This window comes from Cupriavidus malaysiensis (assembly GCF_001854325.1).
In the GTDB taxonomy this organism is placed as follows: Bacteria; Pseudomonadota; Gammaproteobacteria; order Burkholderiales; family Burkholderiaceae; genus Cupriavidus; species Cupriavidus malaysiensis.
On sequence record NZ_CP017754.1, the window covers coordinates 772,854 to 787,611 of the forward strand.

General features: G+C 67.6%; 16 protein-coding genes. 12 read left to right on the plus strand and 4 right to left on the minus strand.

From position 1 onward, the window contains the following. Window positions 1-60 precede the first annotated feature (60 nt). Together BKK80_RS03310 and BKK80_RS03315 are read right to left on the minus strand one after the other, a co-directional pair. Window positions 61-591 carry a TlpA disulfide reductase family protein gene (locus BKK80_RS03310; protein ID WP_071010862.1) on the minus strand — a complete coding sequence of 177 codons (531 nt, stop codon included), beginning with the start codon at window positions 589-591 and terminating at the stop codon, window positions 61-63. Between the two features lie 192 nt (window positions 592-783). Then, window positions 784-1,326 carry a thioredoxin domain-containing protein gene (locus tag BKK80_RS03315; RefSeq protein WP_231907971.1) on the minus strand — a complete coding sequence of 181 codons (543 nt, stop codon included), beginning with the start codon at window positions 1,324-1,326 and terminating at the stop codon, window positions 784-786. A 102-nt stretch (window positions 1,327-1,428) separates the two neighbouring features. On the opposite strand from BKK80_RS03315, the gene BKK80_RS03320 reads away from it, so the two are divergent. Further along, a complete protein-coding gene (locus tag BKK80_RS03320) occupies window positions 1,429-2,001 on the plus strand; it encodes a hypothetical protein (protein WP_071010863.1) in 573 nt (190 codons plus the stop codon). A gap of 91 nt (window positions 2,002-2,092) precedes the next feature. Further along, window positions 2,093-2,737 (plus strand): LysE family transporter, encoded by a 645-nt coding sequence (locus BKK80_RS03325; RefSeq protein WP_071010864.1) that lies wholly within the window; start codon window positions 2,093-2,095, stop codon window positions 2,735-2,737. A gap of 307 nt (window positions 2,738-3,044) precedes the next feature. Here BKK80_RS03325 and BKK80_RS03330 read toward each other — a convergent pair whose 3' ends face one another. Then, window positions 3,045-4,583 (minus strand): YifB family Mg chelatase-like AAA ATPase, encoded by a 1,539-nt coding sequence (locus BKK80_RS03330; RefSeq protein WP_071010865.1) that lies wholly within the window; start codon window positions 4,581-4,583, stop codon window positions 3,045-3,047. A 99-nt stretch (window positions 4,584-4,682) separates the two neighbouring features. Then, entirely contained in the window at window positions 4,683-4,934 is a 252-nt protein-coding gene (locus tag BKK80_RS03335) for an accessory factor UbiK family protein (protein ID WP_071010866.1), read from the minus strand. Between the two features lie 402 nt (window positions 4,935-5,336). Here BKK80_RS03335 and BKK80_RS03340 point away from each other — a divergent pair, with 402 nt between their 5' ends. The 10 genes from BKK80_RS03340 to bfr all read left to right on the plus strand — a co-directional run bounded on the left by BKK80_RS03340 (window position 5,337) and on the right by bfr (window position 14,716). Continuing rightward, entirely contained in the window at window positions 5,337-6,155 is an 819-nt protein-coding gene (locus BKK80_RS03340) for a TorF family putative porin (protein WP_071010867.1), read from the plus strand. A 53-nt stretch (window positions 6,156-6,208) separates the two neighbouring features. After that, complete coding sequence (locus BKK80_RS03345; protein WP_071010868.1) at window positions 6,209-6,547, plus strand: P-II family nitrogen regulator; 339 nt, start codon at window positions 6,209-6,211, stop codon at window positions 6,545-6,547. 34 nt (window positions 6,548-6,581) lie between these two features. Next, entirely contained in the window at window positions 6,582-8,126 is a 1,545-nt protein-coding gene (locus BKK80_RS03350) for an ammonium transporter (protein ID WP_071010869.1), read from the plus strand. Between the two features lie 516 nt (window positions 8,127-8,642). Then, entirely contained in the window at window positions 8,643-9,938 is a 1,296-nt protein-coding gene (gene gshA / locus BKK80_RS03355) for a glutamate--cysteine ligase (protein ID WP_071016019.1), read from the plus strand. Between the two features lie 69 nt (window positions 9,939-10,007). Next, complete coding sequence (gshB, locus tag BKK80_RS03360) at window positions 10,008-10,961, plus strand: glutathione synthase (RefSeq protein ID WP_071010870.1); 954 nt, start codon at window positions 10,008-10,010, stop codon at window positions 10,959-10,961. 58 nt (window positions 10,962-11,019) lie between these two features. Next, complete coding sequence (locus BKK80_RS03365; protein ID WP_071010871.1) at window positions 11,020-11,475, plus strand: PTS sugar transporter subunit IIA; 456 nt, start codon at window positions 11,020-11,022, stop codon at window positions 11,473-11,475. Then, the gene (locus BKK80_RS03370; protein WP_071010872.1) at window positions 11,444-11,713 is read left to right on the plus strand and encodes an HPr family phosphocarrier protein; all 270 of its coding nucleotides are present in this window, start codon (window positions 11,444-11,446) and stop codon (window positions 11,711-11,713) included. The genes BKK80_RS03365 and BKK80_RS03370 overlap by 32 nt, the downstream gene beginning before the upstream one ends. Window positions 11,714-11,780: 67 nt before the next feature. After that, window positions 11,781-13,544 (plus strand): phosphoenolpyruvate--protein phosphotransferase, encoded by a 1,764-nt coding sequence (ptsP, locus tag BKK80_RS03375; RefSeq protein WP_071010873.1) that lies wholly within the window; start codon window positions 11,781-11,783, stop codon window positions 13,542-13,544. A 237-nt stretch (window positions 13,545-13,781) separates the two neighbouring features. Next, entirely contained in the window at window positions 13,782-14,087 is a 306-nt protein-coding gene (locus BKK80_RS03380; RefSeq protein ID WP_071010874.1) for a (2Fe-2S)-binding protein, read from the plus strand. Window positions 14,088-14,236: 149 nt separating this feature from the next. After that, on the plus strand, window positions 14,237-14,716 hold the full coding sequence (bfr, locus tag BKK80_RS03385; protein ID WP_071010875.1) for a bacterioferritin: 480 nt from the start codon (window positions 14,237-14,239) through the stop codon (window positions 14,714-14,716). The last annotated feature ends 42 nt before the right edge of the window (window positions 14,717-14,758 follow it).

A 14,758-nucleotide genomic window follows, 5' to 3' on the forward strand; every position in this document is an offset into this window, starting at 1 on the left:
TAAAGCCGCCCGGGAGGGGCGGCTGGTATGCGCCTGGCGGTCCGGGCCGCCGGGAACCGCTCAGGCCGACTTGGCCAGGGCCCCGTCCAGCAGCTTGTGCAGCGCATCCCACTCGGGCTCGCCCACGTAGCGCTTCAAGATGCGGCCATCCTTGTCGACCACGAAGGTGGTCGGCGTCAGCTGCACGTCGCCGAAGGCCTTGGCGGCCGTGCCGCCGGCGTCCATCGCCACCTTGAAGGGCAGCTGGCGCGTCTGGGCGTAATTCATCACATACATCGGCGGGTCATAGTTCATCGCCACCGCGACGAATTCCAGTCCCTTGTCCTTGTACTGCTGATAGGTGCGCACCATCTCGGGCATCTCCTTGACGCAGGTGGCGCAGCTGGTGGCCCAGAAGTTGACCAGGTAGACCTTGCCCTTCAGGTCGGCGGTGCTGATCTTCTGGCCGGAAAGCAGGGTGAACTCGGCCGCCGGCACGGTTGCGGCGGGCGTGATGGCGCGATAGCCGAACCAGCCGAACAGGGCCACCACGAACAGGGTGGCGATCAGCGGCCAGCGCTTGCGCGTGGCGGGGGAAGCAGGGGTCGTCATATTCCGTCGTGCAAGGCGTCGGTGGCGGGCAGGCGCGGGCTGTGGCAGCGCCGGTTCAGCGGACATTCTAATGCCTCGCGCGCAGGCCTGCCGGCGCGCATCCGGGGGGTGGCGATCCTGCGGCAATCTGCCGCAGCGATGCGCCGCGGACGCGCTGCTTCCGTGTTGCCTAAGCGTTGCCTAAGTGTTGCCTCAGCGCGGCCCGGCGAGGGCGGCGCGCGCGGCTTCCAGGCGCTGTTCGAGGTAGGCGCCGTAGAAGTCCGGCTGCAGGCCGCGTAGCGGGGGCGCCGCCTCGCGGCCGTGGGCGTCGAGGAAGAGCACGGTAGGTGCGAACGCCAGCCCGCGCGCGCGGGCCCAGGCACGTGCGCCGGTCATGGTGCCGTCAGCGTCGCGCAGCGGCGCATCGGTGCCGATGTCCAGTTCGCGCGCCGTGATCTCGCCGGCGGCAGCCATCGGGCCCAGATAGTTGCGCCGCACGGTTTCGCAGTAGCCGCAGCCGGGCAGGGACAGCAGCAGCACCAGCGGCCCGCCGCGGCGCGTGGCCTCGCGCCCCTGGGCGCCGAGATCGGTCGCGCCCGGCAGCGTGCTCGCCGCCAAGGCCGGCAGCGCGGCACCGGCCAGGGCCAGCCCGGCCAGCCAGCGCCGCGCGCGGCCTGCCGGCGCGGCGGGGCGGACAGGGGGCGGGGTGGTAGACAGGGTGGTGGGCAAGGCGGTGGACAAGATGAGGGGCGGCATGATCTGGGCGGAGAAGCGCACGATCCCGGATAATAGCCCTTCGTGCCCTCCGGCCTCGTGCCGCGGGGCTCCCGACCGACCAGGATGTCCCCGTCCGCCGCCATGTCCCGTTCCCGCCGAACCGTCTACCTGCTGGCCGCGCTGGCGCTCGCTGCCGCGGCCTGCTCGCCGCGCTACGACTGGCGCACGGTATTGTCCAATGAGGGCGCCTATGCGGCCCTCTATCCGGGCAAGCCGTCCAGCGCGGCACGCGAAGTGGCCATCGGCGGCCGCCACCTGCCGATGACGATGGAGGCGGCGCGCGTCGACGAGACGCTGTTCGCCGTGGGTGTGGTGACGCTGCCCGATGACGATGCCGTCCGCCGTGGCGAGGCCCTGGCGGCCATGCAGTCCGGCCTGCTGGCCAACCTGGGCGCGCATCCCGTCGAGCCGCCGCACACGCGGGCAATCAAGGTGATGTCGGCGGCACAACCGCCGGTGGCGCTCGATGGGTTGGAGCTGGAGGTGGTGGCAGTCTCGCCGCAGGACCAGTCGCCGCGCCGCCTGACGGCGCGCCTGGTGGGCTCCGGCAGGCACGTCTACCAGGCCGTGGTGCTGGAGGCGGGCGAGGCGGCGCGCGACCGCCGCCAGTCCGAGCAGGTAGGGCAGTTTCTCGACGGCTTCCATCCCTTCTGACGGGAGCCGTTGCTGCCGCGGCCGTGCCGGCATTGCCGGGCGGAGGCGCGCAGCGATCGAATCTTGAATGGCATAAACCAGGAGCAAAGCAATGCGTTGGGAAGTCTGGCTGGCCTATTTCGCCGCCTGTTGGCTGATCGCCCTGTCACCCGGATCGGGTGCCGTGCTGTCGATGAGTCATGGCCTGTCCTATGGCCTGAGGAAGGCCAGCACCACCATCTTCGGCCTGCAGGCCGGGCTGGTGATCATCCTGCTGGTGGCGGGCGGCGGCCTGGGCGCGCTGCTGATCGCCTCCGAGCACGCCTTCGCGGTGGTCAAGACGGTCGGGGCGCTTTACCTGATCTACCTGGGCATCCAGCAATGGCGCGCCAAGGTGGACGCCGCCCCGCAGGCCGAAGGCGGGGCGGTGCGCACCACCGTGATGAGCCCGCGCCGACGCTTCGCCACCGGGTTGCTGACCAATGTCACCAACCCGAAGGGCATCATCTTCATGGTCGCGGTGCTGCCGCAGTTCATCGACCCGACCCATGCGCTGGCGCCGCAGTTGGCGCTGCTGGCCGTCACCATGTGCGGTGTCGACCTGATCGTGATGCACGGCTATGCCTTGCTGGCGTCGCGCATGCAGGGCTTGTTCCGCAATGCCCGCGCCGTACGCTGGCAGAACCGCGTCTTCGGCAGCGTGCTGATGGCGGTGGGCGCCGCGCTGTTCTTCGTGCGTCGCCATCCGGCCGGCTGACGGCCTGCCGCGCGGGCACCGGGGCGCGCGCGCGGCGCGGCCGAGTATTTCCTGTATGGTCTTCTCTGGCGGGGCGTGGCCGGGTTTGCTTCAATGAATGGCATAGGGTCCAACCGGAGAAGCCCGATGCCTCGCTTCACGCTGCCGCGCTCCAGGCCGGCTCATTCCGCACCGCCGATCGAGGAGCCGACGCCACCGGGCATTCCGCCCGACCTGCCTCCGATCGAGGAACCGCCGCCGCCTCCAGTCGAACCGCCCGTCGCCGGGCCGGCGGCCGCCCGCTAGCGGTGGCGGCGCCGGCGACGGCTCATGGCGTGCGCAGTACGCGGCGGTATTGGATGGCTTCCGCCGCGTGCGGCGCGTCCACCTGGCCGGCATCGGCGAGGTCGGCGATGGTGCGGGCGATCTTCAGCGCCCGGAAGTAGGCGCGCGCCGACCAGCCGAAGCCGGCCATCGCCTCACGCAACAGGGATTGCGCCGCGGGCGTCAGCGGGCAATGTGCCTCGGTCTCACCCGGCGCGAGATCGGCGTTGGGCTTGCCCTGGCGCGCCAGCTGGCGCGCGCGCGCCTGCAGCACGCGAGCGCGCACGGCTTCGCTGGCCTCGCCCGGCGGCCCGTCCAACACCTCCTGCTGGCTCTGTGCCGGCACCTCCACCTGCAGGTCGATGCGGTCCAGCAGCGGGCCGGACAGGCGCGACTGGTAGCGCAGCACCTGGTCCGGCGTGCAGCGGCACGGCCGCGTGGGGTGGCCCAGGTAGCCGCAGGGACAGGGGTTCATGGCGGCGATGAAGTGAAAGCGGGCGGGAAAATCGGCCTGGTGGGCGGCACGCGAGATGGTGATGTGGCCGGATTCCAGGGGTTCACGCAGGACTTCCAGCACCCTGCGCTCGAACTCCGGCAGCTCGTCGAGGAACAGCACGCCATGGTGGGCCAGCGAGATCTCTCCGGGGCGCGGTGCGGTGCCGCCGCCGACCAGCGCCGCGGCCGAGGCGGTGTGGTGCGGTGCGCGGAACGGCCGCCGGCCCCAGCGCGCGGCCTGGAAGCCACCCGCGGTGAGGCTCAGCACGGCGGCCGATTCGAGCGCTTCGTCCAGCGTCATCGGTGGCAGCAGCGCGGGGAAGCGCTGCGCCAGCATCGACTTGCCTGTGCCCGGCGGGCCGACCAGCAGCGCGGAGTGTTGGCCGGCCGCCGCCACCTCCAGCGCGCGGCGGGCCTGCACCTGGCCGCGCACTTCGGCCAGGTCGGCCTGGACGGCCGGCTGCGCAGGCAGGGCGAGCGGCATGGCCGGCACCAGCCGCTCGCCGCCGCCGGGCCGCAGGTGGGCGCAGACGGCGAGCAGCGTCGGTGCCGGCAGCACAGCCAGCCCGGCGATCAGGGCCGCTTCCGGCCCGTTCCCCGCAGCGACCACGAAGGCGCGCGGTGCGGCGCCCTGCGCTGCGCGCGCCTGGTTGTCGCGCGCCAGCCCCATCGCCATGGCCAGCGCACCGCGCACCGGACGCAGTTCGCCCGACAGCGACAGTTCGCCGGCGAACTCCAGCCCGTCCAGGCCATTGAGCGGCAGTTGCCCGCTGGCGGCCAGGATGCCCAGGGCGATCGGCAGGTCGAAGCGGCCGGACTCCTTGGGCAGGTCGGCCGGGGCCAGGTTGACCGTGATGCGCCGGTTGGGGAATTCGAAGCCGCTGTTGAGGATGGCGGCGCGCACGCGCTCGCGGCTTTCACGCACCTCGGTCTCGGCCAGCCCCACGATATTGAAGGCCGGCAGGCCGTTGGCCAGGTGGGTCTCGACCGATACCGAGCGGGCTTCGATGCCGGTCAGCGCCCGGCTGTGCAGCAGTGCCAGTCCCATATTGCGGATTCGTTAACGAAAAAGGCCGCCGGCTAGCGGCGGCCTTTGCGAGGGCCGGGGGCGGCGCAAAGGCCGTGGCCTTTCGCTCGCGCGCATCGATCAGGTCCCGCTGGCGTTGCCGGCGCGGCGCTCCAGCTCGGCCACGCGCGCTTCCAGTTCTTCCAGCCGGGCACGCGTGCGCGCCAGCACCTGCGACTGCACGTCGAATTCCTCGCGTGTGACCAGGTCAAGCTTGGCGAAGCCCTGGGTCATCATGCTGCGCACGTTTTTCTCGATGTCCCTGGCGGGGGAATTGCGCAGCGCCTCACTGACCTTGCTCTGCAGGTCGGAGAAGAGATCGGTCGGTTTCATGGTGGTACTCCTTTTCGCACATGCGCACCGCGGTGGTGCGCGCTTACCGGTGGTGCATCGGGTGCCTATGCTGTCCTTTACACCTTTGCACCGCCCTGGGGCGGATGCGGCTAGGACGAACACATGGCGCCGGAAGCCGGCCTGCCCGGATTATGACGCCTGCGAGGTCGCTGTGAAAGCGCCGGCGTGGTGGCGGACACACCTTTTCACCCGTTTTCGGCCCTCGGAGGCCCACCAGAGGCCGCCGGCGGTGTGCATTGCACCATCGGCACCCTCCCGCGGCCCCGGTCGCGATCGCTTGGTTCCTCTCCTGGCACGGCTGTTGCAGTGGTACTGGCGCAGGTATCGCGCAATAAAGAAAAGACACCCATCCACGAGTCTGAGCCAAAGGAGAAGAAATCGATGAAGAAGTTGGCCTTTGCAGTTAGCGCAGCCATTCTTTGCGGTTGTGCCACGGGCGCTTTTGCGCAGAGCAGCGGCGACGCGGCAGCCACGCCCGCACCGGCGGCGGCCGCGCCGGCAGCGGACGCGGCGCCGGCGTCGCCGCACACGTTCACGGCCAATGTGACGCTGGCCACCGAGTACCGCTACCGCGGGCTGATGCAGACCAACCGCCATCCGGCGATCCAGGGGGGCTTCGACTACGCGCACGAGAGCGGTTTCTACGTGGGCAACTGGAACTCGAACATCAGCTGGCTCTCGGACAGCAGCTCGCAGGTGTCGGCGCCGATCGAGATGGACTTCTACGGCGGCTTCAAGAACACCTTCGCGCTGGCGGGGCTGGACTGGAACTATGACGTGGGGGTGCTGCAGTACTACTACCCGGGCGACTACCCGACGGGCTTCACGCGGCCGCACACGACGGAGCTGTACGGCGGGATCGGCAGCGGCCCGGTGTTCCTGAAGTACTCGCACGCGCTGACCAACCTGTTCGGTTTCAACGACAGCAAGAACAGTTTCTACATCGACCTGTCGGCGAACGTGCCGCTGAATTTCTGGGACCTGACGTTCAACGCGCACGTGGGCTACCAGAAGGTGCAGCACGTGACGGACGCGTCGTATACGGACTGGAAGGTGGGGCTGACCAAGGACCTGGGCAAGGGCTTCTCGCTGGCGGTGGCGTACATCGACACCAACGCGAACCGCTCGGTGTACACCAATACCAGCGGGCGCTACGTGGGCCGTGCCACCGCCTGGGCCTCGCTCACCAAGACTTTCTGATCCACCGCCTGCTGGCCGGAGCGCCTTGCGGGGACGCTCCAAGGAGAAAACCAATGAAACTCATCATAGCCGTCATCAAGCCGTTCAAGCTCGACGAGGTACGCGAGGCGCTCTCGGACGTGGGCGTGTCCGGCATCACCGTCACCGAGGTCAAGGGCTTCGGCCGCCAGAAGGGACACACCGAGCTGTACCGGGGTGCGGAGTACATTGTCGACTTCCTGCCCAAGGTGAAGATCGAGGTGGCCGTACCGGACGACGTCGTCGAGCGCGCCATCGAGGCCATCGAGAAGGCCGCGCGCACCGGCAAGATCGGCGACGGCAAGATCTTCGTCGCACCCATCGAGCAGGTGATCCGCATCCGCACCGGCGAGACCGGCAGCGATGCCCTGTGATGAACCAACAGACAAGAGACTAGAGGATACGTCAATGAAATCCTGGTTCAAGCGAATCCTGACGGCCGGCGCCTTGTCGCTCGCCGTTGGCGCGGCAAGTTTCAGCCTATCGACCCACGCGGTGGCGCAGGACAAGCCGGCGGCGGAAGCCTCCGCTCCGGCCGCCGCCACGGCCCCGGCTCCGGCCGCGGCTGCAGCGCCTGCCGCTGCGCCGGCCGCCGCGGCAGCGCCTGCGGCCGCACCGGCCGCCGCGGCACCCGCCGCGCCGACGCCCAACAAGGGTGACACCGCCTGGCTGCTGGTCTGCACCGCCTTCGTCATCCTGATGACGCTGCCCGGCCTGGCCCTGTTCTACGGTGGCCTGGTGCGCTCGAAGAACATGCTGTCGGTGCTGATGCAGTGCCTGGTGATCTTCTCGCTGGTGTCGCTGCTGTGGGCAATCTACGGCTACAGCTTCGCCTTCACCGAAGGAAACGCCTTCTTCGGCGGCACGGACCGGCTGTTCATGAAGGGCCTGACCGTCGACGCGGTGGCGGCGACCTTCAGCAAGGGCGTGGTCGTGCCGGAACTGGCCTACTTCGCCTTCCAGCTGGCGTTCGCGGCGATCACCTGCGCGCTGATCATCGGTGCCTTCGCCGAGCGTGCGAAGTTCTCGGCAGTGCTGCTCTTCGTCGTGCTGTGGTTCACCTTCTCCTACCTGCCGATCGCGCACATGGTCTGGTTCTGGCCCGGTCCTGACGCGTACACCGACGCGGCGGCCGGCGCGGCGGCCACGGCCAAGGGCGGCTGGCTGTTCCAGAAGGGTGCGCTCGACTACGCCGGCGGCACGGTGGTGCACATCAACGCCGCGGTCGCGGGCCTGGTCGGTGCCTTCCTGTTCGGCAAGCGTATCGGCTTTGGCCGTGAGGCGATCCGCCCGCACAGCCTGACCTTCACCATGGTCGGTGCCTCGCTGCTGTGGTTCGGCTGGTTCGGCTTCAACGCCGGCTCCGGCCTGGAAGCCAACGGCGCCGCCGGCCTGGCCTTCGTCAACACGCTGCTGGCCACCGCTGCCGCCGTGCTGTCGTGGACCTTCGGCGAGTGGATCGGCAAGGGCAAGCCCTCGATGCTGGGCGGTGCTTCGGGTGCCGTGGCAGGCCTGGTCGCCATCACCCCGGCCGCCGGCTTCGTCGGTCCGATGGGCTCGATCGCGCTCGGCCTGATCGCCGGCCTGTTGTGCCTGTGGGGCGTGACCGGCCTGAAGCGCATGCTGGGCATGGACGACTCGCTGGACGTGTTCGGCGTGCACGGCGTAGGCGGCATCCTGGGTGCCCTGCTGACCGGCGTGTTCGCCGCGCCGAGCCTGGGCGGCACCGGCGTCTACGACTACGTGGCCAACAAGGTCGCCGACGACTACTCGATCGCCGGCCAGGTCTGGATCCAGCTGCAAGGCGTGCTGACCACCATCATCTGGTCCGGCGTGGTGGCCTTCATCGCCTACAAGCTGGTGGATATGCTGATCGGCCTGCGGGTGCCGGAAGAAGAGGAGCGCGAGGGTCTGGACATCACCTCGCACGGCGAAACCGCATATGAGGCCTGATCCGAAAGGTGTTGTGCTGGAGAGCTGATTGGGAATCGTCTCTCAGGAGTTTCGCCCGGCTTCGGCCGGGCTTTTTTGCTTCCAGGGGGATCGTCCCGTCCTGGTGCGGACGGTACTCGCAAGCCGCTTAATTCCGATCTTAAAAAGCTTCAATTGTATTTAGAGGTGCATACAATTACATTGCCATTGAGGCAGTTTCCTCCACCTGCAGAACGCTCCCCGTATCTGTCAGGCTATTCGAAGCGCGGCAGTTGCCGCGCTTTTTTTTTCGTTCCGGCCGTCATCCGGCCGTCATCCGGCAGTCGCGGACCGCAGCCCGCCCGCGCTCCACGCCGGGCCGCCCCGGCGCGTGCCAAGGAAGGCCTTCGAAACGAAGGCCTTTACTTCTGCCGGACCGTCCCCATCTGGGTTCCCCTGATGCCCGCCGATGCATATCCTTATTAGGAGCGCTCCTGCAGGCTATTGGCCGTTCCTCTACAATCGGGGCGAACGATAAAGATGATCAATAGGATGGATATGGTCCCGCATCTCATTACCGCGCTGAACGGTCCGCTGCTCGAACTGGAGAAGAAGATCCTGGACGCCACGCCGTCCATCGAGCGCTGGTTCAGGCTGGAGTGGCAGGAGCATACGCCGCCGTTCTACTGTTCGGTGGACCTGCGCAATGCCGGCTTCAAGCTGGCGCCAGTGGACACCAACCTGTTCCCCGGTGGTTTCAACAACCTCGCGCCGGAAATGCTGCCCCTGGCGGTGCAGGCGGCGATGGCGGCGATCGAGAAGATCTGCCCGGACGCCAAGAACCTGCTGTTGATCCCGGAACGCCACACCCGCAACATGTTCTATCTGCAGAACGTCGCGCGGCTGTCGCTGATCATGCGCCAGGCAGGCCTGAACGTGCGCCTGGGCTCCCTTTCCGAGGAAATCACCGAGCCGACCCCGATCGAACTGCCGGACGGCCAGACCCTGGTGGTGGAGCCGCTGGCGCGCCTGGGTGCCAAGGGCCGCCGGCTGGGGCTGAAGGACTTCGATCCGTGTTCGATCCTGCTCAACAACGACCTGTCCGCCGGCATTCCGCCGATCCTGGAGAACATCAACGAGCAGTACCTGCTGCCGCCGCTGCATGCAGGCTGGTCGACGCGGCGCAAGACCAGCCACTTCGCCGCCTACGATGAAGTGGCCAAGAAGTTCGCCAAGCTGATCGATGTCGACCAGTGGATGGTGAATCCCTACTTCGCGCGCTGCTCCGGCATCAATTTCCACGAGCGCGTCGGCGAGGAAGAACTGGCCGACACCGTCGAGGCCGTGCTGAAGAAGATCGCCAAGAAGTATCGCGAGTACGGCATCAAGGAGACGCCCTACGTGGTGGTCAAGGCCGATGCCGGCACCTATGGCATGGGCATCATGACGGTGCGCGACCCGTCCGAGGTCAAGGGCCTGAACCGCAAGGAACGCAACAAGATGAGCGTCGTCAAGGAAGGCCTCGAGGTCAACGACGTCATCGTGCAGGAGGGGGTGCACACCTTCGAGAAGATCAACGAGGCGGTGGCGGAGCCGGTCGTCTACATGATCGACCGCTATGTGGTGGGCGGCTTCTACCGCGTGCACACGGGCCGCGGCAATGACGAGAACCTGAACGCGCCCGGCATGCATTTCGTGCCGCTCGCCTTTGCCGCCAACGGTATCCCGGACACGCACGCCAAGCCGGGCGCCGCCGTGCCGAACCGCTTCTATATGTATGGCGTGGTGGCCCGGCTGGCCCTGCTGGCTGCGTCGGTGGAACTGGAAAAGACCGATCCGAACCCGATCCTCTGACATCCGCCGCTTCCGCAGCGCCGACCCGGCGCGGCGGACGGCACCTCAACCCAGCAACCGGGCAGCACCATGCGTATTCTCTTCATCACCGATCCGCTCGAGACGTTCAAGACGTACAAGGACTCCACCTACGCCATGATGACCGAGGCGGCGGCGCGCGGGCACGAACTGTTCTTCTGCCTGCAGTCGCAGTTGTCGCTGGTGAACCAGCGGGTCGAGGCGCTGGTGCGCCCGCTGTCGCTGCGCGGCGACGGCCACGACTGGTACGAGGTGGGCGAGCCGGCGGCGCAGGCGCTGGCCGCCTTCGACGCCGTGCTGATGCGCAAGGATCCGCCCTTCGACATGGAGTACGTGACCAGCACCTGGCTGCTGGAGCTGGCCGAGGCGCAGGGCGCGCGGGTGTTCAACAAGCCGCGCGCGATCCGCGACCACTCCGAGAAGGTGTCGATCGGCGAATTCCCGCAGTTCACCGCGCCCACACTGGTGTCGCGCGACATGGGCCGCATCCGCGCCTTCCACGCAGAGCACCGTGACATCGTCATCAAGCCGCTGGACGGCATGGGCGGCATGGGCGTGTTCCGCGTCGGCGCCGACGGCATGAACCTGGGTGCCATCGTCGAGACCTTGGGCGACAACGGCGCGCGCACGCTGATGGCGCAACGCTACATCCCCGAGATCAAGGACGGCGACAAGCGCATCCTGCTGATCGGCGGCGAACCGGTCCCCTACGCGCTGGCGCGCGTGCCGATGGCCGGCGAAGTGCGCGGCAACCTGGCGGTCGGCGGCATGGGCCGTGCCCAACCCCTGTCGGCGCGCGACCGCGCCATCGCCGAGGCACTGGCGCCGCGGCTGTGGGAGCGTGGATTGTTGCTGGTCGGTCTGGATGTGATCGGTGATTACCTTACCGAGATCAATGTGACGAGTCCGACCTGCTTCCAGGAAATCACCCAGCAGACCGGCTTCCACGTGGCGTCCATGTTCGTCGACGCGCTCGAGCGTGCCGTGGCGTCGATGCCGCGCTGAGCACTGGCGGTCCCGGGGTGCCTGATACAATCTTAGGCAGTCCAACGGATCCACCATCATGGCAGGCATTCTGATCATCGCGCACGCGCCGCTCGCATCCGCGCTGCGCGATTGCGCGGCCCACGTCTATTGCGGCACGCCGCAACGGCTCGAGGCGATCGACGTCCTGCCGGACGCCGACCCTGCCACGGTGCTGGCCGACGCACGGCGGCGCCTGGCGGCGATCTGCGAAGACAACGGCGCACTGGTGCTGACCGATATCTTCGGCGCCACCCCTGCCAATATCGCCGCCCGCCTGGCCGACCCGGGCCGCGTCAAGGTGCTGGCCGGCGTCAATCTTCCCATGCTGGTGCGCGCCATCTGCTACCGCAGCGAAAAGCTGGACCAGCTCGCCGCCAAGGCGCTGGCCGGCGGCTCGCAAGGCGTGCTGCAGGTCGGCAGCACCTCCGTCCAGAACCAAACCGCCAATCATCCCGACAAATATGCTGCAGAGGGACGTCACCATCATCAATAAGCTCGGGCTGCATGCCCGCGCCTCCGCCAAGCTGACGCAACTGGCCGGCAGCTACGTCAGCCAGATCAAGATGTCGCGAAATGGCCGCCAGGTCGACGCCAAGAGCATCATGGGCGTGATGATGCTGGCCGCCGGCATCGGCTCCACGGTCACCATCGAGATCGAGGGACCCGACGAGCAGGACGCCATGGAAGCGCTGGTGGCCCTGATCGGCAACCGCTTCGGCGAAGGCGAATAAGGCAGGCCAGGCAGCCGGGACCCCGGTTCCACGGTATCCACTTCAACGTTCCACGACGGAGCGGCACATGTCCTTTGCCCTGCACGGCATCCCGGTATCGCGCGGAATCGCCATCGGCCGCGCGCACCTGCTTGCGCCGGCGGCGCTCGACGTGTCGCACTACCTGATCGACGAAGACAAGCTCGAGGCCGAGGTCGAGCGCCTGCGCGCGGCACGCGCCGCGGTGCGCAACGAACTGGCGGCGCTCAAGCGCGACCTGCCGCGCGACGCGCCCGAGGAGATGGGCGCCTTCCTCGATGTGCACGCGATGATCCTCGACGACGCGATGCTGGCGCAGGAGCCCGAGACCCTGATCCGCACGCGCCGCTACAACGCGGAGTGGGCGCTGACCACACGGCTCGAGGAACTGCTGCGCCAGTTCGACGAGATCGAGGACGAATACCTGCGTGAGCGCAAGGCCGACCTGCAGCAGGTGGTCGAGCGCATCCTCAAGGTGCTGGCGGGTGCGCCGATTCTGACGCCGGCCCCGGCTCCGGCCCCGGCGCTCGGCGCGGACGGCGTGGCGACACCCGGTGTCATCGTGGTGGCGCACGATATCTCGCCGGCCGACATGCTGCAGTTCCGCAATACGGCTTTCCATGGCTTCGTCACCGACCTGGGCGGGCGCACCTCGCATACCGCCATCGTGGCACGCAGCCTGGACATCCCCGCAGCTGTCGGCGTGGCCAGCGCCAGCGAGCTGATCCGGCAGGAAGACTGGATCATCATCGACGGCGATGCGGGGCTGGTGATCGTCGATCCGTCCGCCATCATCCTGGAGGAGTACCGGCATCGGCAGAGCGAGCGCATGCTCGAGAAGAAGCGCCTGCAGCGCCTGCGCCACACGCCGGCGGTGACCCTGGACGGGCAGGAAGTCGACCTGCTGGCCAATATCGAGATGGCCGAGGACGCGGGCGCTGCGCTGTCCGCCGGCGCGGTCGGCGTCGGCTTGTTCCGATCCGAGTTCCTGTTCATGAACCGGCGTGGCGAACTGCCCGGCGAGGATGAGCAGTTCGAGGCCTACCGTGCCGCAGTGGAGGCCATGCACGGCCTGCCTGTCACCATCCGCACCATCGATATCGGCGCCGACAAGCCGCTGGAAGGGCGCGAGGAGTTCGAGACCGCGCTCAATCCTGCGCTTGGCCTGCGCGCCATCCGCTGGTCGCTGTCCGAGCCGGCCATGTTCCTGACACAGTTGCGCGCCCTGCTGCGCGCCTCCGCCTTCGGCCCGGTGCGGATCCTGATCCCGATGCTGTCGCACGCGCGCGAGATCGACCAGACCCTGGAGCTGCTGGCGCAGGCCAAGCGCCAGCTGGACGAGCGCGGCCAGCCCTTCGATGCCAACCTCAAGGTCGGGGCGATGATCGAGATCCCGGCGGCGGTGCTGATGCTGCCGCTGTTCCTCAAGCGCATGGACTTCCTGTCGATCGGCACCAACGACCTGATCCAGTACACCCTGGCCATCGACCGTGCCGACAACGCCGTGGCCCATCTCTACGATCCGCTGCATCCGGCGGTGCTGCAGCTGATCGCCCGTACCATCTGCGAGGCCAACGAGGCTGGCGTGCCGGTGGCCGTGTGCGGCGAGATGGCCGGCGACCCGGCCATGACCCGCTTGCTGCTGGGCATGGGACTGCGCGAGTTCTCCATGCATCCCACCCAGCTGCTGCGCGTCAAGCAGGAAGTGCTGCACGCCGACTGCGGCAGGCTGACGGGCCAGGTCGACCAGCTGCTGGAAGCCTATGACCCGGAGGAGCAGGCGGCCGTGCTGTGCCAGCTCAATCAACCCTGATCGCTCTGCGGGTATTGCGCTGAATCGAGGCCGCCGTGTGCGGCCTTTTCTTCGCTTTTTGTTCGGGATGTGCGTGCGGGAGCCCGTGGTTTTGTGGGCTGTCATCGACATTCAAAGACGTCGGGCAGGGGTCGTCACATGAGGCTTAATGGGAATTGTTATCATTTTCGATCTCTGTTAAGCTGACGTTCATTGGCGGTGACATGCCGGTGTGACCGCCGACCCAAGGAGGGATTTGTGTACGTCTGCATCTGCAACCAGGTCACGGATCGCGAGATCCACGGTGCTGTCCATCTGGGCGTATCCACGCTCGACGAACTGGCGGAAACGCTGGGTGTCGGCACCTGCTGCGGCCGCTGCCGCGAATGCGCGCAGCAGGTCCTGTGCGAAGGCGTGGCGGCAGCCAGCGCCATGAAGGCCACCACCACCGCCGTGATCCAGATTACGGAAATTTCTTCCTGTTCGCAGCCAGGGTCGCGTGCCATAATGGACACTCGGGACCCGGCAGTCGCGAACGACCAGCGCACCGCGCTGGTTGCCTGAACTCGCGCGCGATCATCGCTTCATCGCGCGCGTCCGTACGTCCCCTGGCGTACGTTCCTCCGGTTCGGCACGTTCACCTTGGATGACTGCATGCGGCGCGTCGGCGCCGCATCGCGTTTCAGCGGGCCCCGATGCAACAGGAGCCGCTAATGAAAGGTGACAAGAAGGTCATCCAGTATCTCAACGCTCAGCTGAAGAACGAGCTGACCGCGATCAACCAGTATTTCCTCCACGCGCGCATGTATCGCCACTGGGGCCTGAAGAAGCTCGGCGACGTGGAATACAAGGAATCGATTGGTGAGATGAAGCACGCCGATCGGCTGATCGACCGCATCCTGATGCTGGATGGGCTGCCCAACCTGCAGGACCTGCACAAGCTGCTGCTGGGCGAGAACACGCCCGAGATGCTCAAGTGCGACCTGAAGCTGGAGCAAGGCGCGCACGCCACCGTCAAGGAAGCCATCGCCTATTGCGAGTCGGTGGGGGACTATGTGAGCCGCGAGATCCTCGTCGATATCCAGACCGATACCGAAGAGCATATCGATTACCTGGAGACGCAGCTCGACCTGATCGACAAGGTCGGCCTGCAGAACTATCTGCAGTCGCAGATGGAGCCGGGCGAGCACTGATCCGCCCCAGGCGGGCCGCCCGGCCCGCTGCTACGCCGCCCG